This is a genomic window from Mesorhizobium sp. M0058 (assembly GCF_040323095.1).
In the GTDB taxonomy this organism is placed as follows: Bacteria; Pseudomonadota; Alphaproteobacteria; order Rhizobiales; family Rhizobiaceae; genus Mesorhizobium.
The window spans coordinates 1-21201 of record NZ_JAMYUQ010000027.1; the positions used below are offsets into that span (position 1 = coordinate 1).

The 21201-nt window shown below is 58.4% G+C and carries 14 protein-coding genes and 5 pseudogenes; 4 read left to right on the forward strand and 15 right to left on the reverse strand.

The genetic code is table 11. The features are described 5' to 3' along the window. The 10 genes and pseudogenes from NKJ75_RS30335 to NKJ75_RS30380 all read right to left on the reverse strand — a co-directional run. Positions 1–118: pseudogene (locus tag NKJ75_RS30335) on the reverse strand (calcium-binding protein); the annotation flags it as partial. Between the two features lie 165 nt (positions 119–283). After that, positions 284–543: pseudogene (locus tag NKJ75_RS30340) on the reverse strand (hypothetical protein); the annotation flags it as partial. An 8-nt stretch (positions 544–551) separates the two neighbouring features. After that, positions 552–1526, reverse strand: a complete 975-nt coding sequence (locus NKJ75_RS30345) for a LysR family transcriptional regulator (RefSeq protein WP_023806356.1) — start codon at positions 1524–1526, stop codon at positions 552–554. A gap of 64 nt (positions 1527–1590) precedes the next feature. Continuing rightward, positions 1591–2379 carry an ABC transporter permease gene (locus tag NKJ75_RS30350; RefSeq protein WP_023806355.1) on the reverse strand — a complete coding sequence of 263 codons (789 nt, stop codon included), beginning with the start codon at positions 2377–2379 and terminating at the stop codon, positions 1591–1593. Between the two features lie 3 nt (positions 2380–2382). Then, the gene (gene nodI, locus NKJ75_RS30355) at positions 2383–3294 is read right to left on the reverse strand and encodes a nodulation factor ABC transporter ATP-binding protein NodI (RefSeq protein WP_023706355.1); all 912 of its coding nucleotides are present in this window, start codon (positions 3292–3294) and stop codon (positions 2383–2385) included. Between the two features lie 54 nt (positions 3295–3348). Beyond that, positions 3349–3582 (reverse strand): annotated as a pseudogene (locus NKJ75_RS30360) (carbamoyltransferase N-terminal domain-containing protein); the annotation flags it as partial. Positions 3583–3617: 35 nt separating this feature from the next. Continuing rightward, positions 3618–4226, reverse strand: coding sequence for a nodulation methyltransferase NodS (gene nodS, locus NKJ75_RS30365; protein ID WP_023806353.1), 609 nt, complete (start codon positions 4224–4226; stop codon positions 3618–3620). A gap of 35 nt (positions 4227–4261) precedes the next feature. After that, entirely contained in the window at positions 4262–5620 is a 1359-nt protein-coding gene (gene nodC, locus NKJ75_RS30370) for a chitooligosaccharide synthase NodC (RefSeq protein ID WP_023806352.1), read from the reverse strand. A 14-nt stretch (positions 5621–5634) separates the two neighbouring features. Next, positions 5635–6294 carry a chitooligosaccharide deacetylase NodB gene (gene nodB / locus NKJ75_RS30375; RefSeq protein ID WP_352500560.1) on the reverse strand — a complete coding sequence of 220 codons (660 nt, stop codon included), beginning with the start codon at positions 6292–6294 and terminating at the stop codon, positions 5635–5637. Continuing rightward, complete coding sequence (locus tag NKJ75_RS30380; RefSeq protein ID WP_023694280.1) at positions 6291–6884, reverse strand: NodA family N-acyltransferase; 594 nt, start codon at positions 6882–6884, stop codon at positions 6291–6293. Before NKJ75_RS30380 ends, nodB begins: the two co-directional genes overlap by 4 nt. A gap of 237 nt (positions 6885–7121) precedes the next feature. Here NKJ75_RS30380 and NKJ75_RS30385 point away from each other — a divergent pair. Further along, positions 7122–8021, forward strand: a pseudogene (locus tag NKJ75_RS30385) (LysR family transcriptional regulator); the annotation flags it as partial. Between the two features lie 206 nt (positions 8022–8227). On the opposite strand, the pseudogene NKJ75_RS32910 reads toward NKJ75_RS30385, so the two are convergent. From NKJ75_RS32910 to NKJ75_RS30395, 3 genes and pseudogenes are all read right to left on the reverse strand, one after another. Further along, positions 8228–8455: pseudogene (locus NKJ75_RS32910) on the reverse strand (IS1634 family transposase); the annotation flags it as partial. A gap of 291 nt (positions 8456–8746) precedes the next feature. Then, positions 8747–9778: a LacI family DNA-binding transcriptional regulator gene (locus NKJ75_RS30390; RefSeq protein ID WP_023672231.1), complete on the reverse strand. Its 1032-nt coding sequence runs from the start codon at positions 9776–9778 to the stop codon at positions 8747–8749. Between the two features lie 304 nt (positions 9779–10082). Further along, positions 10083–11411, reverse strand: coding sequence for a dicarboxylate/amino acid:cation symporter (locus NKJ75_RS30395; protein WP_023706359.1), 1329 nt, complete (start codon positions 11409–11411; stop codon positions 10083–10085). 1163 nt (positions 11412–12574) lie between these two features. Between NKJ75_RS30395 and nifA the strand changes: the two genes are divergently transcribed. The 3 genes from nifA to NKJ75_RS30410 all read left to right on the forward strand — a co-directional run bounded on the left by nifA (position 12575) and on the right by NKJ75_RS30410 (position 16846). After that, on the forward strand, positions 12575–14341 hold the full coding sequence (nifA, locus tag NKJ75_RS30400; RefSeq protein WP_352500561.1) for a nif-specific transcriptional activator NifA: 1767 nt from the start codon (positions 12575–12577) through the stop codon (positions 14339–14341). Between the two features lie 235 nt (positions 14342–14576). Beyond that, positions 14577–15716: a histidinol-phosphate transaminase gene (gene hisC, locus NKJ75_RS30405; protein WP_352500562.1), complete on the forward strand. Its 1140-nt coding sequence runs from the start codon at positions 14577–14579 to the stop codon at positions 15714–15716. An 89-nt stretch (positions 15717–15805) separates the two neighbouring features. Further along, complete coding sequence (locus NKJ75_RS30410; protein ID WP_031194208.1) at positions 15806–16846, forward strand: LLM class flavin-dependent oxidoreductase; 1041 nt, start codon at positions 15806–15808, stop codon at positions 16844–16846. 555 nt (positions 16847–17401) lie between these two features. On the opposite strand, the gene NKJ75_RS30415 is transcribed toward NKJ75_RS30410, so the two are convergent. Then, complete coding sequence (locus NKJ75_RS30415) at positions 17402–19294, reverse strand: ABC transporter ATP-binding protein (RefSeq protein ID WP_352500563.1); 1893 nt, start codon at positions 19292–19294, stop codon at positions 17402–17404. Continuing rightward, the gene (locus tag NKJ75_RS30420; RefSeq protein ID WP_352500564.1) at positions 19294–21162 is read right to left on the reverse strand and encodes an ABC transporter ATP-binding protein; all 1869 of its coding nucleotides are present in this window, start codon (positions 21160–21162) and stop codon (positions 19294–19296) included. The genes NKJ75_RS30415 and NKJ75_RS30420 overlap by 1 nt, the downstream gene beginning before the upstream one ends. Positions 21163–21201: the final 39 nt, after the last annotated feature.

Below are 21201 nucleotides of genomic sequence, written 5' to 3' on the forward strand. Positions count from 1 at the left end.
CGTCGTTGCCGCCACGACCGTCAATCCAGTCACCGCCCTGGAAACCCTCCATCCAATCTTCACGATCGGTGCCGATGAGTGTTTCTGCACCCGCGCCACCCTCGATAATGTTTGCCATCGAAAAATACTCCTAATGATGTCCCTGCCTGAGTCGTTCATATTCGTCATCGGACAATTGGAGAAATCGATTGCTTGGATAGGCACACATTTACGAAATGGATGCACTCTCGTTCGCTTCGCCCTTCTGCTGAGCAGTTGCGGGCTCGCAGGCGGCGGGGACCGGAAACAAGCGCTCTCGCAGCCAATCGTCCAGCCCGTCAACGCGGTCGGCCGAACAGGTTTACCAAACGGAACGGTCCCGCCGTGGCGGAGATACCGACGCACCGTGTTGCGCGCGCACCCGAATTCCTTCGCCCATCGGTTCGCTCCACCAGCCAAGTTCATGCAGCCGCAGCATCGCTGCTACCTCTTAGGCTGAAGCATCAGCTCTCTCCACATCGTTCTCGACAATGCAGGAATCTCCCAATTCCAATCGCCATCCATGCCTCCTCTCATAGTCGAGGGGGGAGCAGTTTCTCAATTTGCGGACAACTGAGACGTCCGGTGCTCTTAGGCAGAGGAATCATACGAGATCCCTCCTGCAACATCATTTCACGCATCCACAAGCTTGCCGGATCACTATTGTGGAGCGCAGGCCATTGGATGGCCTCCGTGAATGCGGGAGGAAGTGGTGGCGGAAGTTGGACAATCCGCAGGGGTGTTGTTTTTGCGAAATGCTGCGCCAGCCGTAAGGGCATGGTCCCGATGCGGCTGGTGCCGGATACAACGGGCGGGATCAGGCTAAAGCCGTGTACGACAACTTCGATACGTCTCTCGAAACCGTGCTCAAGCAGATACCATTCCTCGACGGAGAGCTGCCGGGTGTCCCCGAATTTGAGGACAACCTGCCCCATCGATAAGTATCGCTCCAATGTAAGTGGCTCTGACAGCTGCTTGTTCGTGCGGCAGCCTACGCATACGAGCTTATCTTCGAACAGGGCTGCGCGAGGATGTTTCGACATGAATACTTCCGGCATGATCAGAAAATCAACGTCGCCGCGCCGGAGAAGCTCCTCGGGGTCGTCGGAAATAGGGAGACATTCAAAGCGGACGGCGGGAGCTTCCCGCGCAGCACGTTCTACGATCTTCTTAAAAAATACGAGCGTGATGTAATCGGAAAGGATGATCCGGAAGCGACGATCCGATTGGGCTGGGTTGAAGGCGTCCCAGGAAATAATCGATAGCTGGATGTGCAGCAATGCCTCCCTGACTGCTGGGGCGAGCCCCTCAGCGCGCGGTGTCAAAATGAGCTCGCGGCCGCTCATCGTAAATAGCTCATCGCTGAAATAGGCGCGTAACCGAGCAACGGCGGCGCTCATTGCCGGCTGGCTCAGGTTAATACTGCGGGCCGCCGCGGTGACTTTACGTTCCCTGACCAGAGCGTCCAACACAACGAGGAGGTTCAGATCGAGTCCTTTAAAACGCATGTCTTGATCTAGGCGGCGTGTGAATGGGTTGCGCCCAAACATCCAATTCGAATGGTGAGTAGCGTCAACGCATCAGCCTTCGACGAAAAAGAGCAATCGAAAAGAAGAAGGGCAAAACCGTGTATATGCAAAGCGCGCCGATATGCAGGCCCATTTTGTCAATCGGACGGCCAAGCATCGCTGGACGAATGAGGTCGACTGCATGTGCGAGCGGCAATAAGGAGGCAGCATACTGAAAAGCGCCGGGCAATTGGTTGACCGGAAACATCGCGCCGCAAAGGAACAGCATGGGTGTAATAACAAGCGTATTATAAAATATGAAATATTCATAGCTGGGCGCAAGCGCCGTGACGACCATCGCTAGACTCGCGAAGGCGAGGCCATTGAGAGCGATGACTGGCAGCAAGCAGAGGATGGATGGCCACGATGCGTATCCGAGCGTGGTGGCAACAATAGTGATTGCTGTGCCCGCCATGAGGGCCTTCGTGGCTGCCCACGCCAATTCGCCGAGTAAGATATCGCCGAGCGTCAGCTGAGTGCATAGCATTCCTTCCCAGGTGCGCTGGTCGCCCATGCGGCCGAAACTCCCGTAGACCGTTTCAGCGGTCGCCGATGCCATCACGCTTGTGGCAACCATGCCAGCCGCGAGAAACGCAATGTACGAAGTGCCCTCAACAGGACCTATCATTGTTCCGATGCCAAAGCCGAGACCGAACAGATAGATCATCGGATCGGCGAGGTTGCCGAGAACCGATGCAAGCCCGATTTTCTTCCATCCAAGATAGTTGCGGCGCCAAACCGCGACCCAATTCCACGCATTGGCGGGCATGCCCGCCGCATAACGTTCGCCCATTGTTCAGTCCTCCATCTCGCGCCCGGTTAACCGCAAAAACACATCCTCGAGATTGGGGGGACGCTGCAGAAGGCGTAGACCCGTGCGCCCGCGTAGCTGCGCCAGCACCTGCTCCGGATCGGGTGCATAGCAAAAAAGCGTCTCACCGCTCACCTCGATGCGCTGTGCGTACGGCCGGATCAGCGCACCCAGTTCATGCGGATTGCCGCCGTAGACCTCGACCACGTCACAGCCGATCTGCTCGTCAATGAGTTCGGACGGGCGACCTTCGGCGATCTTGCGCCCCTCCTCCATAACGCACAGCCGATCGCACAGCCGCTCGGCCTCTTCCATGAAATGGGTAGTCAAAAGAATAGTCTTGCCCCGCGCCAGCAGCGATCGCAGCCGATCCCAGATCAGGTGGCGGGCCTGCGGATCGAGGCCGGTGGTCGGCTCGTCCATCACCAGCAAGTGCGGGTCATTGATCAGCGCACGCGCGAGCGTCAGGCGCCGCTTCATGCCGCCGGACAGTTCGGCGACGCGCGCATCCGCTTTGTTCTCGAGGCGGGCGAACTCAAGCAGCGATGGTATGACCGCATCGATCTGGCGTCTGCTCATCCGGAAGTAGCGCCCGAACACCAACAGGTTCTCGCGTACAGTGAACGCGGCATCAAGATTGTCGAACTGCGGGACCACGCCGATGCGCATACGTGCCAAACGCGCGCGCGCCGGCACTGGAGCGCCGAGCACAGTAATCTTCCCCGCATCAGGCGATGTCATGCCGAGGACCATACGCGCAATCGTGCTTTTGCCCGCGCCGTTCGGTCCCAAGAGCCCGAAGCATTCCCCCGCCGCAACGCGGAACGACAGCCTGTCGACAACGAGCTTGTCATAAGTTTTGCTTACGTCAGTAAGGTCGATCGCTACCATGGACATGGGTTCATTTTACCGAGAGGGACGACAAAACTGGCGGTTGCTTGGTTGCCTGCCGACCTGAAACTGTGACTCGTCTTCGCCATCCCCGCCGTCGATAACGAACTGATCGACATCACAAGGATCTAGCCGCTGCTCCGCTAAAGCGGCAACAATTGCGTCGAGATTATCGATGGATTGGTAACGCGGATCGTTGTGCCGCTTTTCCTGGTCAACGCAGAAGACGAGCCGTCCATCCTCGACCAGGGCGATCGCCCCATCATGGGTCAGCTTGGTACCACAGATGCGCATAGTGTCTCCACGTTAACGGCGATAGATTCGATTCATCAGGAAGCGGAAATCGGGTTCCGGAAACGGACGAGCAAGCAGTCTTCGTTGACCGACTCGCCCCGACACTCAAGACGCTCTACCTCGATCAACGTTTCGTTCAGCATGGCGATGACCGGCTCAGCACCAGCGGCGTGACCCCAGCGACGGCAATTAGCATCCCTTGCCGATCCGAAGATCAGATGCCCGCCTGGCGCAAGCACCCGCACCAGGTTTTTGACGGCCGCGCGCATCTCGGCTATGTCTCCGAGGTAGTAGAGGACCTCCGCCACAACGATCAGGTCAAACAACTCGTTGGTCGAAAACTGTTGAACATCGGAGACTATCCAGTTGATGCGCGACGGCTCCTTTATCCGTTGACGTGCTCGAGCAATCGCTTGCGCCACGACATCGATGACGGTGAGCCCTTGGCAGTAGGGGGCTAGTTTTTCCGTGAATGCGCCGGCAGCGCACCCGACTTCGAGGGCATTTGTAATGGAGCCTTGGGCAAGCGCCAGCTGGAGCATTTGCGTGTGGCGCTTCTGCTCGAACGGATTGCCGTCGAGGCGCCACGGATCGTCTGCGGCCAATTCCCGATCAAGCAACTGATGATTCGCGTTCTGGGTCAAACTCGTGCACCTCTCGTCCATCAGGTAAGTAGCGATCACTCGTCGCCGCAAATGTTGTCCGACAGGACTAATTCCGAAGAATCCCGCGCAAGATTGAGCCTGCGAAGCGGAGCCGAATGGGGCGAGAATTCTGCCCTGCTGGAACCAGTGATCGGAGTTTGGGTGGGGGCCTGTTTTCCCCCAGTGTTCGATGTAGCGACAGCAGAGCTTCGTGACAGCCAATCGCTATTGCTCAAGGTACACAGCGCGTAGGCCTTCAACGGAAGCAAGAGAAAGACGTTGATGAACGTGTGCAGCGAAAAGCCAAGAAATCGAAATTGTCGAGCACGAAATGCTACCACGCTGCATCGGAGCATGGTCATGGACACAATCATCAGTCCTGTCCACCAAGGCACAGTGCCTGTCAGTGCGAAATGTGCGAGGCCCGTTAATACCGATAGGGCGAGGAGTAGCGCGCCGAGATTCTGTCCGACCACGTCCAACGTGAGATAGCTATTTAGGCTAGGCAGCAAGCGCAGCCCAAGCAGCGTGTCCCGGAATGTGCTTCGTGCCCAACGGAGTTGTTGGCGCAGATACGGTCCGAGTCTGTTCGGAACGACTGTGGCCGCGATGGCGCTCGGAACGTATTCGGTTCGAAAGCCTGCTTTCAGCATCAGGATAGTGAGATGGCGATCCTCACCGAAGTCGCTTGGCTTGCCCCGAAAAAATTGCGACTCGTACTGGTCCAGTAACAAAAGGAGCGCAGACCGGCGGTACATGGCACATGGGCCGCAACAGCACATAACGGCACCGAAGCGAGCCTGTGCCGCGCGCTCCTCGTTGCAAGCCAGCCAGTACTCCATGTCTATCAGCCTGGTCAGCCAGCTCTCGGTTCGGTTACTGGCCGTCAACTGACCCATGACTGCGCCGACCGCTGAATCTCGCATCTTCGGTACAAGCTTGGAAATGACGTCGGGTGCGAGTACCGTGTCTGAATCAACGTTAAGCACCAGATCCCCTGATGAGCGGCGTATCGCGGCGATCTGCGCCTTGCGCTTTCCAACATTCTCGGGAAGCAAAATGATGTCGAACCTAGGGTCGCGCGCGTAGTCTTCGTGGACAGTTCCTAAGGCTTCGCGATTTCCAGAACCGTCATCAACCAAATAGACCCGAAGTCTTCCGGCGTATTCTTGGTCTGCAATGGAAGCCAGGCACTCTGAAAGCGTGCGCGGATCCTCGTTGAAGCAGGGGACGATGACATCCACGCTGGGCAGTTTGTCGGAGCCGACGAGAACCTCCAACGCCGACGAATCCTTTGTCGGCATAGCATAAAGCCCTTGCATGCTCTTATAGGCAGTCGAGAGCAGTGCATAAAGCGAAATGGCCACAGTGCTGGTTGTACCAAGAAGTGTCATGGGATCTCGTTTGTTCAGTGATGTTGAGGAAGTGAGCGGATTACAAATCCGCGCTCACGCAGTGCTGGAATCAGCCGGGACAGCGCCGTGACCGTCTGGTCGCGCATGCCGGCGTGAGCGCCCTGGCTCAACTCGCCGGGAGGGCATCCGTCGTGCAAGAGTACAATTGCGCCCGGCCGGACAGAGGCGAGCACTGTATCAATAATCGCCTCGACTCCAGGGCGAGACCAATCTCGAGGGTCGACGGACCAATGAAGGGCCGCCAGCCCGGCGATCTGTGATGCTGTGCAGACTTCTTCGCTCCAGGCGCCGTAGGGCGCGCGAACAAAGCGGACCGAGGCCTGCGGGCACGCTCTCACGATGGCGTCGTTCGCTTCAAAGACCTCACGTTGCACTTCGCCGAAACCGCATTGGTACAGGTCCGGATGAGACATCGTGTGGTTGCCTACCTCGTGCCCTTCTGCGATCATCCGTTGGATTAGATCTGGGTGCTCTAAGGCGTAGGCGCCGATGACGAAGAAAGTCGCCGGCACCCGCTGCTCTGCCAGCACGTCGAGAATCTCCGGTGTGAAAAGTGGATTGGGACCGTCGTCAAACGTCAGATAAACGCTTCGACGGCCGGTGCCGTCAGAGCACTCACGGCGCACTTCGTACAAGCAATCGGACCGGCTCATAGCTCTGGTCCGTTCCGATCTATCATCGTGCCCGTGGGCCATTCGCTGATCGGCCGTCCAACTGGCAGAACAATGGTGAGTGCGTCATCGATGCGTGTGGGCGGCAGGTCGAGGCGGGCCTCTGGTCGGGTGGAGCGCACGCGAATTCCCGACAAAACGGCCATAGGGCTGTATCGCCGTCCGAACCTCTCAACATGATTCCGCAGCGCGTCCCTGACCGTTCCGAAAGCGAATGGAACGCCAAGCTCCTGCAGTATTGGAAGCATGACATGGATTGAATGGGCGATTCCCAGACCCTCAAGGTCCGGACGTACCCCGTACAGGCCCAGCTCAGCCACCAACAGGTCGACCGCGTCGACCTTGATGAAACGGCGCAGTATGCCCATGTGAGCCGCTACACCGCTTGAATCATAGGCGATTACGCGGAGTTCAGGCCTGGCTCCGGCCCAGCTTCGACTACCTTCGAACGGTTCTGCGTTGGACGCCCCAGTCGGCCCGTACGTATCACGAAAGAACTCGGCGAGCTTAACGTGATCGGAGAGCTGCAACTCGTTTTCCCAGCACAACTTCCACTGCACCTGATGGCGCATTCAGGACCTCTCTTCATATTGGTTTTTGCGGCCGCATTACTCGACCAAAGCGGCGTTGGTGGCTGCACTCAGCCGTTGTCGTTGGCGAAGGTGAGCCAGACGCTCTCTCGAGTTCCGGCCCGTGTCGTCGATTTGAGCTTGACGTCGCTCACTTTCCGTTCCTCTAATGCATGGCTCGTAAATTCGTAAAATTGATTGTTTGAATGATACGCATCCACACGTTGGATAGAACATGACATGCGTTTTAAAGGGCTGGATCTAAATCTCCTCGTTGTGCTGGACGCTCTGATGAGGGAGCGTAAAGTCACTGCCGCGGCTCGCAGTATCAACCTGAGCCAGCCGGCCATGAGCGCCGCCGTTGCTCGGCTACGCGCCTATTTTAACGATGAGCTATTTACGATGAACGGCCGCGAGCTCATTTTGACGCCGCGCGCCGACGGGCTCGCCCCAGCAGTCCGGGACGCATTGCTGCACATCCAGCTATCGATTATTTCCCCCGACGCCTTCAACCCGGCCCAATCGGATCGTCTCTTCCGAATCATGCTTTCCGATTACATCACGCTCGTATTTTTTAGGAAGATAGTAGAGCGCGCTGCGCGGGAAGCTCCCGCCGTTCGCTTTGAATGTCTGCCTATTTGCGACGACCCCGAGGAGCTTCTCCGGCGCGGCGACGTTGATTTTCTGATCATGCCGGAAGTGTTCATGTCGAAACATCCTCGCGCAGCCCTGTTCGAAGATAAGCTCGTAGGCGTAGGCTGCGGCACGAACAAGCAGCTGTCGGAGCCACTTACATTCGAGCGATACTTGTGCATGGGACATGTTGTGCTCAAATTCAGGCACACCCGGCAGCCCACCATGGAGGAATGGTATTTGCTCGAGCACGGTTTCGAGAGACGTATCGAAGTTGTCGTACAGGGCTTTAGCCTGATCCCGCCCGTCCTGTCAGGCACCAACCGCATCGGGACCATGCCCTTACGGCTGGCGCAGCATTTCGCAAAAGCAACACCCCTGCGGATTGTCCAACTTCCGCCGCCACTTCCTCCTCCTGCATTCACGGAAGCCGTCCAATGGCCTGAGCTTCACAATAGTGATCCGGCAAGCATGTGGATGCGGGAAATGATGTTGCAGGAGGCATCTCGCCTGGCGCCTTTGCCTGAAATCATTGAGCGTCTCGTGCACGCCGATCCGACCTTTCGTTTCTTGGTACCGACTGCCACCTCGAAATCGCGTGCGAAGTCCCGGAAGATGTTGAGCCCCACCTAATCACCGCCTGTAAGACAGGCTGATCAGCATGTTCGACAAGCGCCGGCGCGGCGCGTGTTACCTACGTTCTGGGGCTGATCTCAGGCGAGTTGCTCGTCGAGGATGTGTGGCAGAGTGATGCCAGCTGCCTTGATTGCCCGCTTTGGCCGTAGGTGGTGACGACGCGAGCATTCTTTTCGATGGCGGCTTCTGGAGGCGGACGCGATCGCGTAGGAGCGGTTGCCCTTCGGGCGTCGGGCCTTTGGCCCGGCAGAGCGGCGCAGTTCCTTGCTAAGTGCGAGGGGCCGGAACGAGCAGAACACACGCCCGGGCTGCTACTGAATTGACTGCCGCCTCGATTTGCGTGCGAAGTCCCAGAAGATGGTTAGCCCGGTTAAATTCCTACCTTGCCGGCTGTGCCGCGGCTTTTCACGTGCAGCCAGGCGAGGAGATGGCGGTCGACGAGGTCGACCCCAAATGGACTGTGCTGGCCTCGCTCGGCTCTTGCCGTGCGGGATCATTGACCACACCCCCTGCACGAGAACGTGGGGCATGTTGGCAAGTGAAGCCGGTGGAGGTTGACGCTGCGGATCTAGGCAATCTACCTCGCGCTTCCGCCTTCATATATTTTCCGGCAGATGGATGTCGAACGGCAGAAATGTCTGTCCGGGTGTTTCAGCGGTGCCGGTCTCGATAGCCCGTGTCATCAGCGTTATCAGCTCCTGGCAAAGCCGGCGCATTGGCGTGGCGACCGCCATCGTGACGATGTTATCTGCGAGCGCTGCCCGAGACTCAGGTGTGATTTCATTCACGATCGCGACGAGATCCCGACTTTTGCCCTCTTCTCGGAGCGCGGAGATCGCGCCCTCCATGCCGCCGCCGGCGACATAGAAGCCGACGAGCTCGGGCTCCCGCTGCATGAGATCAAGCGTTGCCTCGTAGGTGATCTGCCGTTTCTCGAGGTTCATGACCGGATCCAGCACCTCGAACGTGGGCGCGTTCTCACGGCAATAGGAGCGAAAGCCGACGTCACGGAGCTCGTGCCCCTGGAAACGATGGCTGCCGACAAACACCGCCACTTTGCCGGGCCGTTTTGCGACCTTGGACACCATCCAAGCGGCCGTGCGCCCCACCTTGCGGTTGTTAAGGCCGATATACCCCTGTCGCACGCCGGCGGCGAAGTCGGAAAGCAGCGAGAAAACCGGAATGCCCTTGGCCTTGAGGTCCTCAACCGCTGCTGTGATTTTCGGGTGGTCCGGTGCCACCATCGCGATTGCATGGCAGCGTGCGCCCAACTCCTTGAGCGGCGCGATCAGGTCGCTCGGCATATGTGACGGGGCGAATTCGACGAGCGGAATGCCGTGGAAGGACTGGGCCAAATTGACCGATGCTTCGACCTCGCGCGCAAAATCTTGGTAGAAATGCTGGGCCGGTTTTCTCAAGATGAAGCCCAGACGGTAGTGCGGAAGGTCTCGCCGCAACCGCTGCTTGATTAGCCCGGCAGCATGATAGCCGATCGCCTGGGCGGCGTCGTGGACCCGCCGCGCGGTCTCCTCGCGCACCGGATGGCGGGCGTTCAGAACCCGATCGATCGTTGCTACGCTGACTCGGGCTTCGCGGGCGAGATCGGCAATTGTGGGGCGCTTGGTCATAGGTCCTATTCTGATTGGTTTTTGACGCGGGCCGGCTCTCTGTCCGCCTAACGCGTTTCGGTTTCGGGTGGCAAAACGAAGACGTCCCCATACGAATGGGCACAGCGTGTTGGACGAACATCATTGCAGACGTAAACCGGCCGGGTATACTGAAAGGCTCATTCGCTTAAAGGGCGGTGAAGATTTGCACTCACACATTTAGCGCTTCTGATACATGGTCCGTGAGGAGCCGTTTAGAGGCTGCGGGTCGGTCGTTCAGTTATGTGGCCAGCTAAGCGACTTGACAGGTCGTGGGCCGCCCACCTTACTTGCAGGAGGGTAGCCGGTTTGATGCCTCGGTAAGCTGATGACCGCTGAAGGCAGCTTTCATCTGTGCTCGGTCCAACTCTCCTTCCCAGCGTGCGACGACGAGGGATGCCACTGCGTTGCCGACGCAATTCGTCAGCGCCCGGCATTCGGACATGAATCGGTCGATGCCGAGTATCAGTGCCATCCCAGCAACGGGAACACTCGGAACTACCGCGAGCGTAGCCGCCAGGGTGATGAAGCCCGCACCTGTCACACCTGCAGCGCCCTTGGAGGAAAGCATTGCTACGAGCAGCAGCAGCACCTGATCGCCGATGGACAGATCCGTGTTCGTCGCCTGTGCGATGAAGAGAGCCGCTAGCGTCATGTAGATATTCGTGCCATCCAGATTGAACGAATATCCGGCCGGGATGACGAGACCCACAACCGAACGCCTGGCGCCCGCCTTCTCCATTTTCTCCATCAGCGACGGGAGCGCCGCCTCCGAGGAGGACGTTGCGAGGACAAGCAGCAGCTCTTCCTTGATGTAACGAATGAGAGAACAAATCGAAAAGCCGTTGTAACGGCAGACTGCGCCGAGAACCCCGAACACGAAGAGGAAGGCGGTGAAATAGAACGTCGCGACCAGCATCGCGAGGTTGACTACCGAACCGATGCCATATCTGCCGATGGTGAAGGCCATCGCGCCAAAAGCGCCGATCGGCGCGGCCTTCATCAGAATTCCGACGAGCTTGAAGACAGGCACAATGAGCGCCTGGAGGAAGGAAACGACAGGCTTGCCCGTCTCTCCGGCCATCGCAAGCGCCATACCGAACAGAACCGAGAAGAACAGCACCTGCAGGATGTCGCCTTCCGCGAAGGCACCGACGATCGTTGGCGGGATGATGTTCATCAGGAAGCCGGTGACCGACTGCGCTTTGGCTTTTGCGGCATAGGTATTCACGGCCTGGACATCGAGCGAGGCCGGATCGATGTTCAGGCCGTCGCCAGGCTGGACGACATTGGCGACGATGAGGCCGACGATCAGCGCGAGCGTTGAGAAGGTGAGGAAATAAACCATTGCCTTGCCGGCGACCCGGCCGACCTTATGAAGATCGTTCATGCCGGCAATGCCGGTCGCAATTGTCAGGAAGATGACAGGCGCGATGATCATCTTGACCAGCTTGATGAAGGCATCACCCAGCGGCTTCAGGCTCTCGCCGGTCTCCGGATAAAAATAGCCAATTGCGACGCCGAGCGCGATGGCGGCAAGCACCTGGGCGTAGAGCTTGGTGTAGAAGGGTTTGCGGGGCGCGGGACTCGCGCCGCGGACTTGTGCAGCTGACACTGTTTCTCTCTCCCTGACCGGATCGAGGTGGCGTGACTTCTCCCGGGCTTCTCCCTATCGCGGCGCTCCGGTCGAACGCTGCACCAACGCCGTCGCAATACCCATGCCAGATGAATCCGCATCACCTGAACTGATGTGGGCTCGCCAATGATGGAGGAATGCGGTGTCAGACCAGCGGGCAAGGCCGCGGTCCGAACGCCCTTGATGGTCTGTGGCAGAGTGCTGCCGGTCGATCCCTCTGGCTAGCGGTTTTGCTGCACAGAGCGTGGTGGGTTCCTCGTTAGCCGGCTTTGGACCGGGCCCCATCGTTGGCGCCAGCGCGTACCAATAGGTCGCCTGTTCAAGGCCGTCCAGATGACAGGCTAACTTACCCCTGTTCGGAAGCGCTCGTTTCTAGACAGCCTACGACCATGCAGCCACTGCAATGCACAGAATAAATTCGGACGGCCTTTGGACGACCCATTTTGCAAATCAACGCCCGCAGCAGGGGCAGCCGTTTTCAAGCGGTCGCATCGTAATCCGTTCAGACTTTTCGATACGCTCATTGAGTGTGCCGATTTCGGCCCCAGGCTGGTGATGGTGCTGACCACGACGATGCGATTCATAAAGTTGCGAGCACCGCCTACGAAGTCGTACTCGACGCCAGCTTCGCGCCTTCACACGCGACATCGCCGCCGCCTGATCAACTCGAGAAAGATGGCGGTTGCGGCAGCAACGGACCAGTACCGTTGGCTGTTATTATCGCTCCCGCCCCTCCTTCGCGGGCGCTGGTGAATGGCACGGCCCCGCATTTACACTCCGCGCGGTCAGCCGCTCGGGCAAGGCATGGCCGGCCCAGGTATTTCTGCTTCAACGCAAAGATAGAACTGATGAATCCTATCATAGGCCGCGAGGTTTCCTTTCACAGATGAAAGAAAGCTCGATTGACTATGCCGCCTCGCTCCAGTCTTTTGAAAACAACGTGTGTTTGCCCGGGGCAAGCCAATAACATGGCCAAGCTTCGTGGAGGGAGTAGCCAAGCGATGCGTCAGGGCTGGACTCGCTTTGCGCTCGACCACACGGCGGCGGCACGAGTTCACGTCGGAGCATTTTCGCGCGTGCCCGCGACGTCGCGGGCGCACATGCCGCCAGCCTAGATTTGATGGCGCGAGATCGAGGATCACATGCACCACAACATTAGCAAGTCAGAACAGAATGCCCGCGACTGCGGCATATCGCTGCCGAATGCGATAAAGGGTTGTCCAAAGTCCGACACGAATCCTGCGAATGTGGCATTGCACGAGCGCGCGCTAACCGGCGTCTTCGAAATATCGAAAGTACTCGCCGATGCCGCCCGGCTCGAACTCAAGTTGGCCAAGGTAGTCGATCTCCTGCACTCGTTTGTGCAGATGCGGCACGGCATCATCGCTCTCTGCGATGCCGAGGGCGGACTGGACGTCACAGTGGCCAGCGGCTGCGGCACGAACGGCAATGAGCCCTCCCGGTCGCGCCTGCCGCGCAACGCCATCGATCAGATTGTGACGACCGACACGCCGCTCGTCGCCGAGGACATAGCGATGCATCCGACCTTCACTGCCGCTGATATCGAGGTGCTTGGGGCCTCCGACACCGTGTCGTTCATCGGCGTTCCCATTCGTGTTGATGGGAACGCCATAGGCGCGCTGACTTTGGACTGGGTTTTGGAAAGCAGGTCAAGCTATCGGCTCGACGATGATGTCCGGCTGCTTACCATGATTGCCAACATGGTGGGACAGACAGTCAAGTTGCATCGCTTCTCCGCGGCCGACCGCGAGCGAACGCCGGAGCTGGAACATCGGCTGCAAACGAAATTTTCTGATGTTAAGCACCCTGCACCCCGGCGCAAAAAGGTTCACGTCGAGGGGATGATTGGTGACAGTCCGGCGATAAGCGCCCTGCTGGAGAAGATCGCGGTCGTAGCCAAGGCAAAAACCACAGTTCTGCTGCGAGGTGAGTCCGGTACCGGGAAGGAGCTGGCTGCCAAGGCAATTCACGAGTTGTCGCCGCGCGCCAAGCGGCCCTTCGTTAAACTCAATTGTGCAGCGCTCCCAGAGACAGTCCTGGAATCCGAATTGTTCGGTCATGAGAAGGGTGCCTTCACAAGCGCATTCAATTCCCGCAAGGGGCGCTTTGAGCTCGCTGACAAGGGGACGTTGTTTCTCGATGAGATTGGCGAGATCTCGGCCTCGTTCCAGGCAAAGCTACTGCGCGTGCTGCAGGAGCAGGAGTTTGAGCGCGTCGGCAGCAATCAGACCATCAAGGTCGATGTTCGCGTGATTGCCGCCACGAACAGGAACCTGGAAGAGGCGGTTGCAAGGAATGAGTTCCGCGCCGACCTATACTACCGCATCAACGTGGTTCCCTTGCTGGTACCAGCATTGCGCCAAAGGCGCAGCGATATTCCGCTCCTCGCAGCTGAGTTTCTCAAGAAGTTCAACGACGAGAACGGCTGTACGCTCACCTTCGATCCGCGTGCGATTGAAGTGCTGATGAAATGTGAGTTTCCCGGCAACATTCGCGAGCTTGAAAATTGCGTGCACCGGACAGCGATCCTGGCCGAGGGACTGTCAATCGGGAGAAACGACTTTGCCTGCTCCCAAGGCCAATGCTTTGCCGAGGCGCTGTGGAAGTGCAGATCGGGCAAGGCCGCGCTGCAACCACCGCCGATCCTGTCGGAGTCAGCGAATTTGGCCACGCCGCCGGACGCGGCCGCCAGTTCGGCCGCGAGTACAGTCCCGCTTGCCGGCGCAACCCACCCAATTGGGGCGAGGACGCCCGACATAGAGCGCGTCATTGCTGCCATGGAAAGATGTGGCTGGGTGCAGGCAAAGGCAGCGCGCCTGCTTGGGCTGACCCCGCGTCAGATTGGCTACGTGCTGAGGAAATATGGCGTCGAGATCAAGCGTCTTTGAAAGCATGACCCTGGGCATGAGCTGAGCCGCTTAGCGCCTTGGCGCCGCGCAGCGATGCAGATCCGCGTCCGCGTCAACTCGATTCGACCGAGGACAGCCTGGCCGAATTCCCATGTCAGCCGGCGCTGCGACCATTGTGTGAAAGGCAACCCTGCCATCGTCAATCTCGTCCGCCATGTTGCTCTCGTTGCGAGCTCATACGGATGCCCCCTGTGTGACTGAAACGGAGTAAAATATGTCCGATGCAAAACTGCAAACTGTGCTTTCGGCTCTTTCGCAAGTGACACGACAGTTAGATGCTCTGCCGTCCAACGGACCAGCGCCGGACGGAAATTTTATCAAGCTGAATACGAATGAGAACCCGTTTCCGTTGCCGCCAATCATAATGCAAAGTGCAGTGGCGGCCCTCAAGCGCCAGTATCTATATCCGGATGACGACAACTCCAGACTGAGGGAAGCAGCGTCCAGCGCCTATGGCGTTTCCAGGGATCAGGTCATCGCTGGCAACGGGTCGTCTGAACTGCTCGGACTGATCTACAGAGCTTTCCTCGCACACGGCGACAAGGTTGCGATGATGTCGCCAGGGTTTTCGTTCAACCGCAAACTTGCCATGCTTCAGGGCGCTGAGTTCCTCGAAATCGGATGTCAAGCTCATTCCCTGCCAATGGAGCAATTGCTTTCCGGTCCGGCAAAAGACGCCAAGTTTATTATGTTGGCCAATCCAAACAATCCGACCGGAACATTCCTCCCGATCAGCGATATCGAACGCCTCGTAGCACAATCGGACCGCTTGATTGTCCTTGATGAGGCATACGTCGACTTTGCACCCGATCACGGACTGCGCCTCATCAACCGGTATTCGAACCTTCTGATCTTGAGGTCATTCTCGAAAAGCTATGCCGCCGCCGGCATTCGCGTCGGTTTCGGTTTCGGTCACCCTGAAATTATTGGAAGGCTGCGAAACATACAGAACGTCTTCAACATGAACGTGATCGGGCATGCCGTAGGTATCAGCGTGCTTGCGCATCGCGGCGCCTACGCAGACAACCACAAGCACATCAAGGATGAACGAGAGCGAGTGACAGTTGCACTATCGCAACTCGGATTTTCCGTAACACCCTCCCGCGCAAATTTCTTGCTGGCCCGTGTGCCCGCGGGACAGGACGGCTCATGGTGGCAAGCAGCATTGGAGAGGCAAAAGATACTTGTCGCGTTTTTTCCGGACAAAGGCTTGGAACACTGTATCCGCGTCAGCATCGGCACAAAAGAGCAGATGGATGAATTTCTTGCTGCCGCTGGCGACATTGCTGGAAGCTTAACGGTGCCAAGCTCCAGAGGCAGGGAAGCGTCAGGCTCTGCTTCTTCGTTACGCTGACGCTAATCGGCGATCACACACATCTCTTCCGACTTGCTGGTGATCCCAGCAAGAAAAACAGCCTGCTTTTAAAATCGGGGACTTAAAGAGTGACAAACGTCTTTCCTTCAAACCTGGCTTTCGGCATCTTCGATCATTTGGATGAGGATGGCCGCGATATAGGCCGGCAGTACGAAGATCGCCTGATATTAGCAGAGGCGTGCGATCAGCTAGGGTTCTATGCCTATCATCTCGCAGAACACCACTGTACTCCCCATGGGAGAGGTCCATCGCCGAATCTGTTCTTATCGAGCGTCGCCCAGCGCACCCGGCGCTTGCGTCTCGGACCCTTGGTGATGCTGCTTGCGCTTTATCATCCGCTGCGTGCGTTCGAAGAGATCTGTATGCTGGACCAGTTGAGCGGTGGCAGGCTCGAACTGGGCATAGGGCGCGGTGCTCTCCCGACCGAATTGGGCTACTTCGGGATTGGTGCGGACGCGGTGCCGGGCCGTTATGCCGAAGCCAGCGAAATTCTTATGCAAATACTTGTGAATTCGAGGGAGGTCGGCACGCTATGCTATCAAGGCCGCCATTTTGATCTCAATGACGTTCCTTTGACGCTAAGACCTCATCAGCGTCCACATCCGCCCACATGGGTCGCTGCCAATCGACCCGAGTCCACAGCTTGGGCCGCTGCGAATGGAACAAATATCGCGTGTGTAGGACCTTCCTCTTCTGTTCGCAAAACTACTGATGCGTTCCGCGCCTATCGAGAGGACAACGCAGGCGGGGGGGATCAAGGGAGATTTGTCGGATTGCTCCGCATGGTCGTGATTGGGCGTTGTGACACACATGCCTATTCGCTCGCGGCACCTGCTTACGCACGCTGGCTCAAGAGCTTCCAATTCCTTTACGAGCTTAACGCTATCCCCACTCCACCAAACTTGCCGCTAACCTTCGATGCGGCAGTCGAGAGTGAATTGTGCGTGGTAGGATCAGCAGAGTCTGTGCGAAAAGCTCTGCTAGATCAGTTGGAAGAGGCAGGTGCCAACTACCTGCTTTGTCAAATGGCATTTGGAAATCTGCCGCTAGATGCTTCCCTTTACACCGCGAGGACCATTCAATCCGAAATCATGGCTCGACTTGGCTGACCATGTGCTCGAGCTTGCACGTGGTGGGGCGGGCAATCGGGAGGAGGCCAAACTGACGACGAGCAGGCGGCACAGAATACCAGCTTTGTGCGTTGGCTGGCGTCTGGGCCATCGTGTGAACATGCACGATCCTAAGGAGAGGGTAGCCGAGCGCGTCACGATGCCGGCACGCGTCTGCTCGTCGCGCTGGCGCTAGTCGTTGCCCATAGCCAGCCGCAGGAGGTTCTTCTCGCCCGGGGCGGCGTCGGTGCGGCGCCCACTAATCCAGCTTCATCAGCGGCCCGTCGGTGGCAAAGCCGTCACTCGCTACGGCGCTATTGAGGGCGCGCTCGCGAGCGGCTTTGCGACGCCCAGCCAACACCTCCAGCGAGCTCGCCCGATGATGGTGGTGCACCGCGGTCGGATACGATGCTGGAGGAAATCGTTCGCAGCCGGTCTTCACGAATTGCGAGGAGTGCTCGTTCTTGAATGCTGGCTGCTGGCCGGATGCGGTGGCCTGAGTGGTCTGCCGACACGCCCGAAAGTCAACGCCACTACCACAAGGCCGCCAAGATGTCAGGTCTGAGAGCCAGCTTGGACGGTGGTATCGTGTTCGGGAAGGTCGTCGAAGGAGGCGTAGTTGAGATAGTAGAGTTTGGAATACAGGCCGCCCATGGCTATTAACTCATCGTGGTTGCCAGTCGCAATAACTTGGCCATTCTGAAGCACGATGATGCGCTCGGCCCCCCGGACCGTGGCGAGACGGTGGGCGATGACGAGGCCAGTCCGCCCTTCAAGCAGCTTGATCAGAGCCTTCTGAATCTGCAATTCCGTGTAGCTGTCGATATTGGCGGTAGCTTCGTCGAGCACGAGGATCTTGGCGTCAGCGACGAGGGCGCGGGCGAAACTGATAAGCTGGCGCTGGCCGAGAGATAAGTTGTCGCCGCGTTCGCCAAGTTGGGTCTCATACCCGTCGGCGAGGCTCATGACGAAGTCATGCGCGCCGACAGCCTTGGCCGCCTCGATCACCTTGTCGCGCGTGGCTTCCGTCTTCTGGTATCGAATGTTCTCGAAGACCGTCCCGGTGAACAGGAATGGCTCCTGCAGCACCATGGCGACCTGGCGGCCGAGCGATTCCTGGGTGAGGTCGCGTACATCATGTCCGCCGACCAGCACCTGACCCTGCTGAACATCATAGAAGCGGTGGACCAGGGCCATCGCACTCGATTTGCCAGAACCGCTCGGTCCGACTAGTGCGACCGTCTCGCCCGGATTGACCTTGAACGAGACATTTTTCAGAACCGAACGGTTCGGATCGTAGCCGAAGGTGACGTCCCTAAACTCGACCGAGCCGTCCATTTCGGGCGAAAGCACCTCGGCATTGGGTTTGTCCTTAACATCGATCTTGACGTCGAGCACATCCGTCAGGCGCTTGCCTGAGGCCATGGCGCGCTGCATGACCGAATATTGCAGGGTGAGTGAGCGGATCGGGTCAAAGAAGCGCTGGATGTAAAATAGGTAGGCTACCAACACGCCCACATCTATACGGCTATTCATGACCATCGAGCCGCCGACCACAATAACGGCGGCCAAGGCGAGGCCGGTGATGCCATCGACGATGGGCACCATGACCAGTGCATATCTGGCAGCGATCAGGTGGGTCCTGAGGTTGGCATGGGCCCGATCGTCAAAAAGACTGAAATTCACCTGCTGGCGGTCCATTGACTGTATGGTCCGCACGCCGTGAATGGCTTCGGCCAGCGCGCCATTGACGACGGAATTGGTTTCGTGTGCAGCCATGAAGGCGTCGCGGGCACGCGGCAACCAGACAATGCGGACGATCACCAGGATCGGCAGAACCGATAGCGTCAGGAGGCCGAGGCGAAAGTCGAGCCACAGCATTACGAAAACGATGCCGAAGAGAAGCGCAACATCGCCTAGGGAATATACCGAGGTTTCCAGGAACTCCTGTATGGAGTTAACGTCGCCTTGCAGGCGCGACATCAGGCGTCCGACCTCGGTCTTGTCCATGAAAGAGAGCGAAACCTTTTGCAGATGGCCAAACATGGCGCGGCGGATGTCGAACAGGACAGTTTCGGCCATTTTCCCATCCAAGGCTTCCTGCATGTAGCCGGCGGCGAAATTGACCAAAATCGCCGAAAGGAACGCGCCGACGGCCGCAAGCTGGGCTGAGCGATCGGGCCTTGCCGGGTTCATGCCGAGGTCGATCGCGTAGCGGATGATCAAGGGGATGAGAAGCTGCGTCCCGGTGAAGATCAGCATCGCGACAATCGTGACAACTACCTTTGCCCGGTAGGGATGGACGAAGCCCCAGATGCGACGGAGGATGCTCTTGTCGAAAGCCCGGCCGAACATCTCCTCCTCGATCCGGTGCGAGCCGACGACCGCGCGCGGAGGGCGTCTCCCGTCGTCAGGTTCGGCTTCGAGTTCGCCGCGGCCCTGGTCCATCAGCGGGCGCCCCCATCCTGGCTAATAATGCTATCACCCGGGCACGTCTGGAGATCGTAAAGGGCCCTGTAGCGTCCCCGCTTCGCCAGAAGCTCTTCATGCGTGCCGCGTTCTACGATTTCGCCGTTATCGACAAAAAGGATTTGATCGGCATGCTTAAGCGCACTCAGCCGGTGCGCGATGATGATCGTCACCCGATCCTTTGCGAAGCGCCGCATCGCCGCGCGAATGCGCAGCTCGGTGCCGGCATCGATCGCGGCCATCGAGTCGTCGAAAATGATGACGGAGGGGCGCAGCATCATGGTGCGAGCAATCGTGAGACGCTGGCGCTGGCCGCCAGAGAGAGAAACGCCGCGTTCGCCCACGACCGTCTCATACCCTGCCGGGAGCCCGAGGATGTAGTCGTGGAGCTGGGCGAATTCTCCAGCGCGTTCAATTCGCTGTCTCTTCGCCCAGGGATCGCCATAAGCGATGTTGTTCTCGATCGTTGTGGTGAATAGGAACGCATCCTGCTGTACAACCGCGACCGCCTTGCGAAGGCTCTCGAGGGTGACATTGCGTATGTCCTGGCCGTCCAACGTGATGGCGCCACCGGTCACGTCGTAAAAGCGGGGGACCAGATGAGCCATCGTCGATTTGCCGGAACCCGGCGGACCGACGATCGCGATCGTCTCGCCTCTCCGGGCCTCAAAGCTGAGGTTCTTCAGAATGGCGCGGTTTTCGGCGTTGGGGTAGGCAAATGAGACATTGTGGAAGCGCAGAGTGCCGTCACTTATCTCAAGCGGTCTGGCCTCGAGAGCATCCCTGATGGTGATCTCCTGATCGAGGAGACCGAAAAGCCGCGAACCGCAGCTAGAAGCGCGGGCAAACGCATTGACCATGAGACCGATCTGGCGGACTGGCATTTGCATCATGGTCATGAAGGTCAGGAAGGTCGCCATGGTTCCGACGCTGATCTCGCCAGCGACGAGCTTGTTGCCACCGATCCCAAGCACCAATCCCATTGCGAAAAAGTAGGACAAGGTCATCGCCGACGTGTTGGGTACGTAGATGTCAACGAGATCGTTGGCGAGGTCGAGCGCGTTCTTGGAAGCGCCGTCGAACTTCAGCATCTCATAGGATTGAGCCGCAAAAGCGCGGACCACACGGATACCTGCGAGATTTTCCTTCATCACGCGGCTTAGTACCGAAAGGCGCTCATAGAGGTCGAGCCAGGTGGCGCGCAGCTTAAGCTGTGTGGTCGATGAGCGCCAAGCGACAAAAGGCACGAAGCTGAGCGCGGCCAAGCCGAGCACGGGATCGGTCGAGATCATCATGTAAGCGCCAATCCCGATCAGCATCGTCAGCAGGAGCACCCGCATGAGCCCGGTGGAAAAATACATCCGCACGCCTTCGAGATCGAGCATTCCGGCGGTTATCAGATCGCCTGAATGGGCCCGGTCGTGAAAGGAAAAGCTGAGACGCTGGATCTTGTCGTAGTAGGCGAGCCGCAATTCGTACGCGACATGATGCCCGACGGCTTCGGCAAAATAGTTCTGCGCCATCGTGAAAACGCCGCGTAGCGCGCTGACGGCGAGCAGCAGGAGAGCCGGGGCCCAGAGCGCTTGTCCTGCCGCGGCCCCCGCGACACCGCCCCCGATAGCTGTCTGGGTCTGGTCGACAGCCCGGCCGAGAAGCTGGGGAATGAGCAACTGGAGGATTGCCGCCATGATCGTCGAGCCCATAGCGAGGGCAACCTGCCACGGGTGGCGCAGATTCATACGCGTGATGCGCAACAGCGTACTCAAATCCCGGCCCCAGTGCGCCGCTTCAACATGGGTCAACGAATTCAGTGCGTTCGTTGCGCTGCTGACAGCATCACTGTTCACGGGTGTATTCCCGACTGCATTTTGCGTCTTCGAGGAAAG

Coding starts and splice junctions, on each gene's coding strand:
- nodI (WP_023706355.1), bottom strand. CDS start 3,294: ATGTCCATGGTAGCGATCGACCTTACTGACGTAAGCAAAACTTATGAC.
- NKJ75_RS30345 (WP_023806356.1), bottom strand. CDS start 1,526: ATGCGTTTTAAAGGACTCGATCTGAACCTCCTCGTTGTGTTGGACGCT.
- NKJ75_RS30415 (WP_352500563.1), bottom strand. CDS start 19,294: ATGGACCAGGGCCGCGGCGAACTCGAAGCCGAACCTGACGACGGGAGA.
- nodC (WP_023806352.1), bottom strand. CDS start 5,620: ATGACACTTCTTGGTACAACCAGCACTGTGGCCATTTCGCTTTATGCA.
- nifA (WP_352500561.1), top strand. CDS start 12,575: ATGCACCACAACATTAGCAAGTCAGAACAGAATGCCCGCGACTGCGGC.
- nodB (WP_352500560.1), bottom strand. CDS start 6,294: ATGAGCCGGTCCGATTGCTTGTACGAAGTGCGCCGTGAGTGCTCTGAC.
- NKJ75_RS30390 (WP_023672231.1), bottom strand. CDS start 9,778: ATGACCAAGCGCCCCACAATTGCCGATCTCGCCCGCGAAGCCCGAGTC.
- NKJ75_RS30380 (WP_023694280.1), bottom strand. CDS start 6,884: ATGCGCCATCAGGTGCAGTGGAAGTTGTGCTGGGAAAACGAGTTGCAG.
- NKJ75_RS30350 (WP_023806355.1), bottom strand. CDS start 2,379: ATGGGCGAACGTTATGCGGCGGGCATGCCCGCCAATGCGTGGAATTGG.
- hisC (WP_352500562.1), top strand. CDS start 14,577: ATGTCCGATGCAAAACTGCAAACTGTGCTTTCGGCTCTTTCGCAAGTG.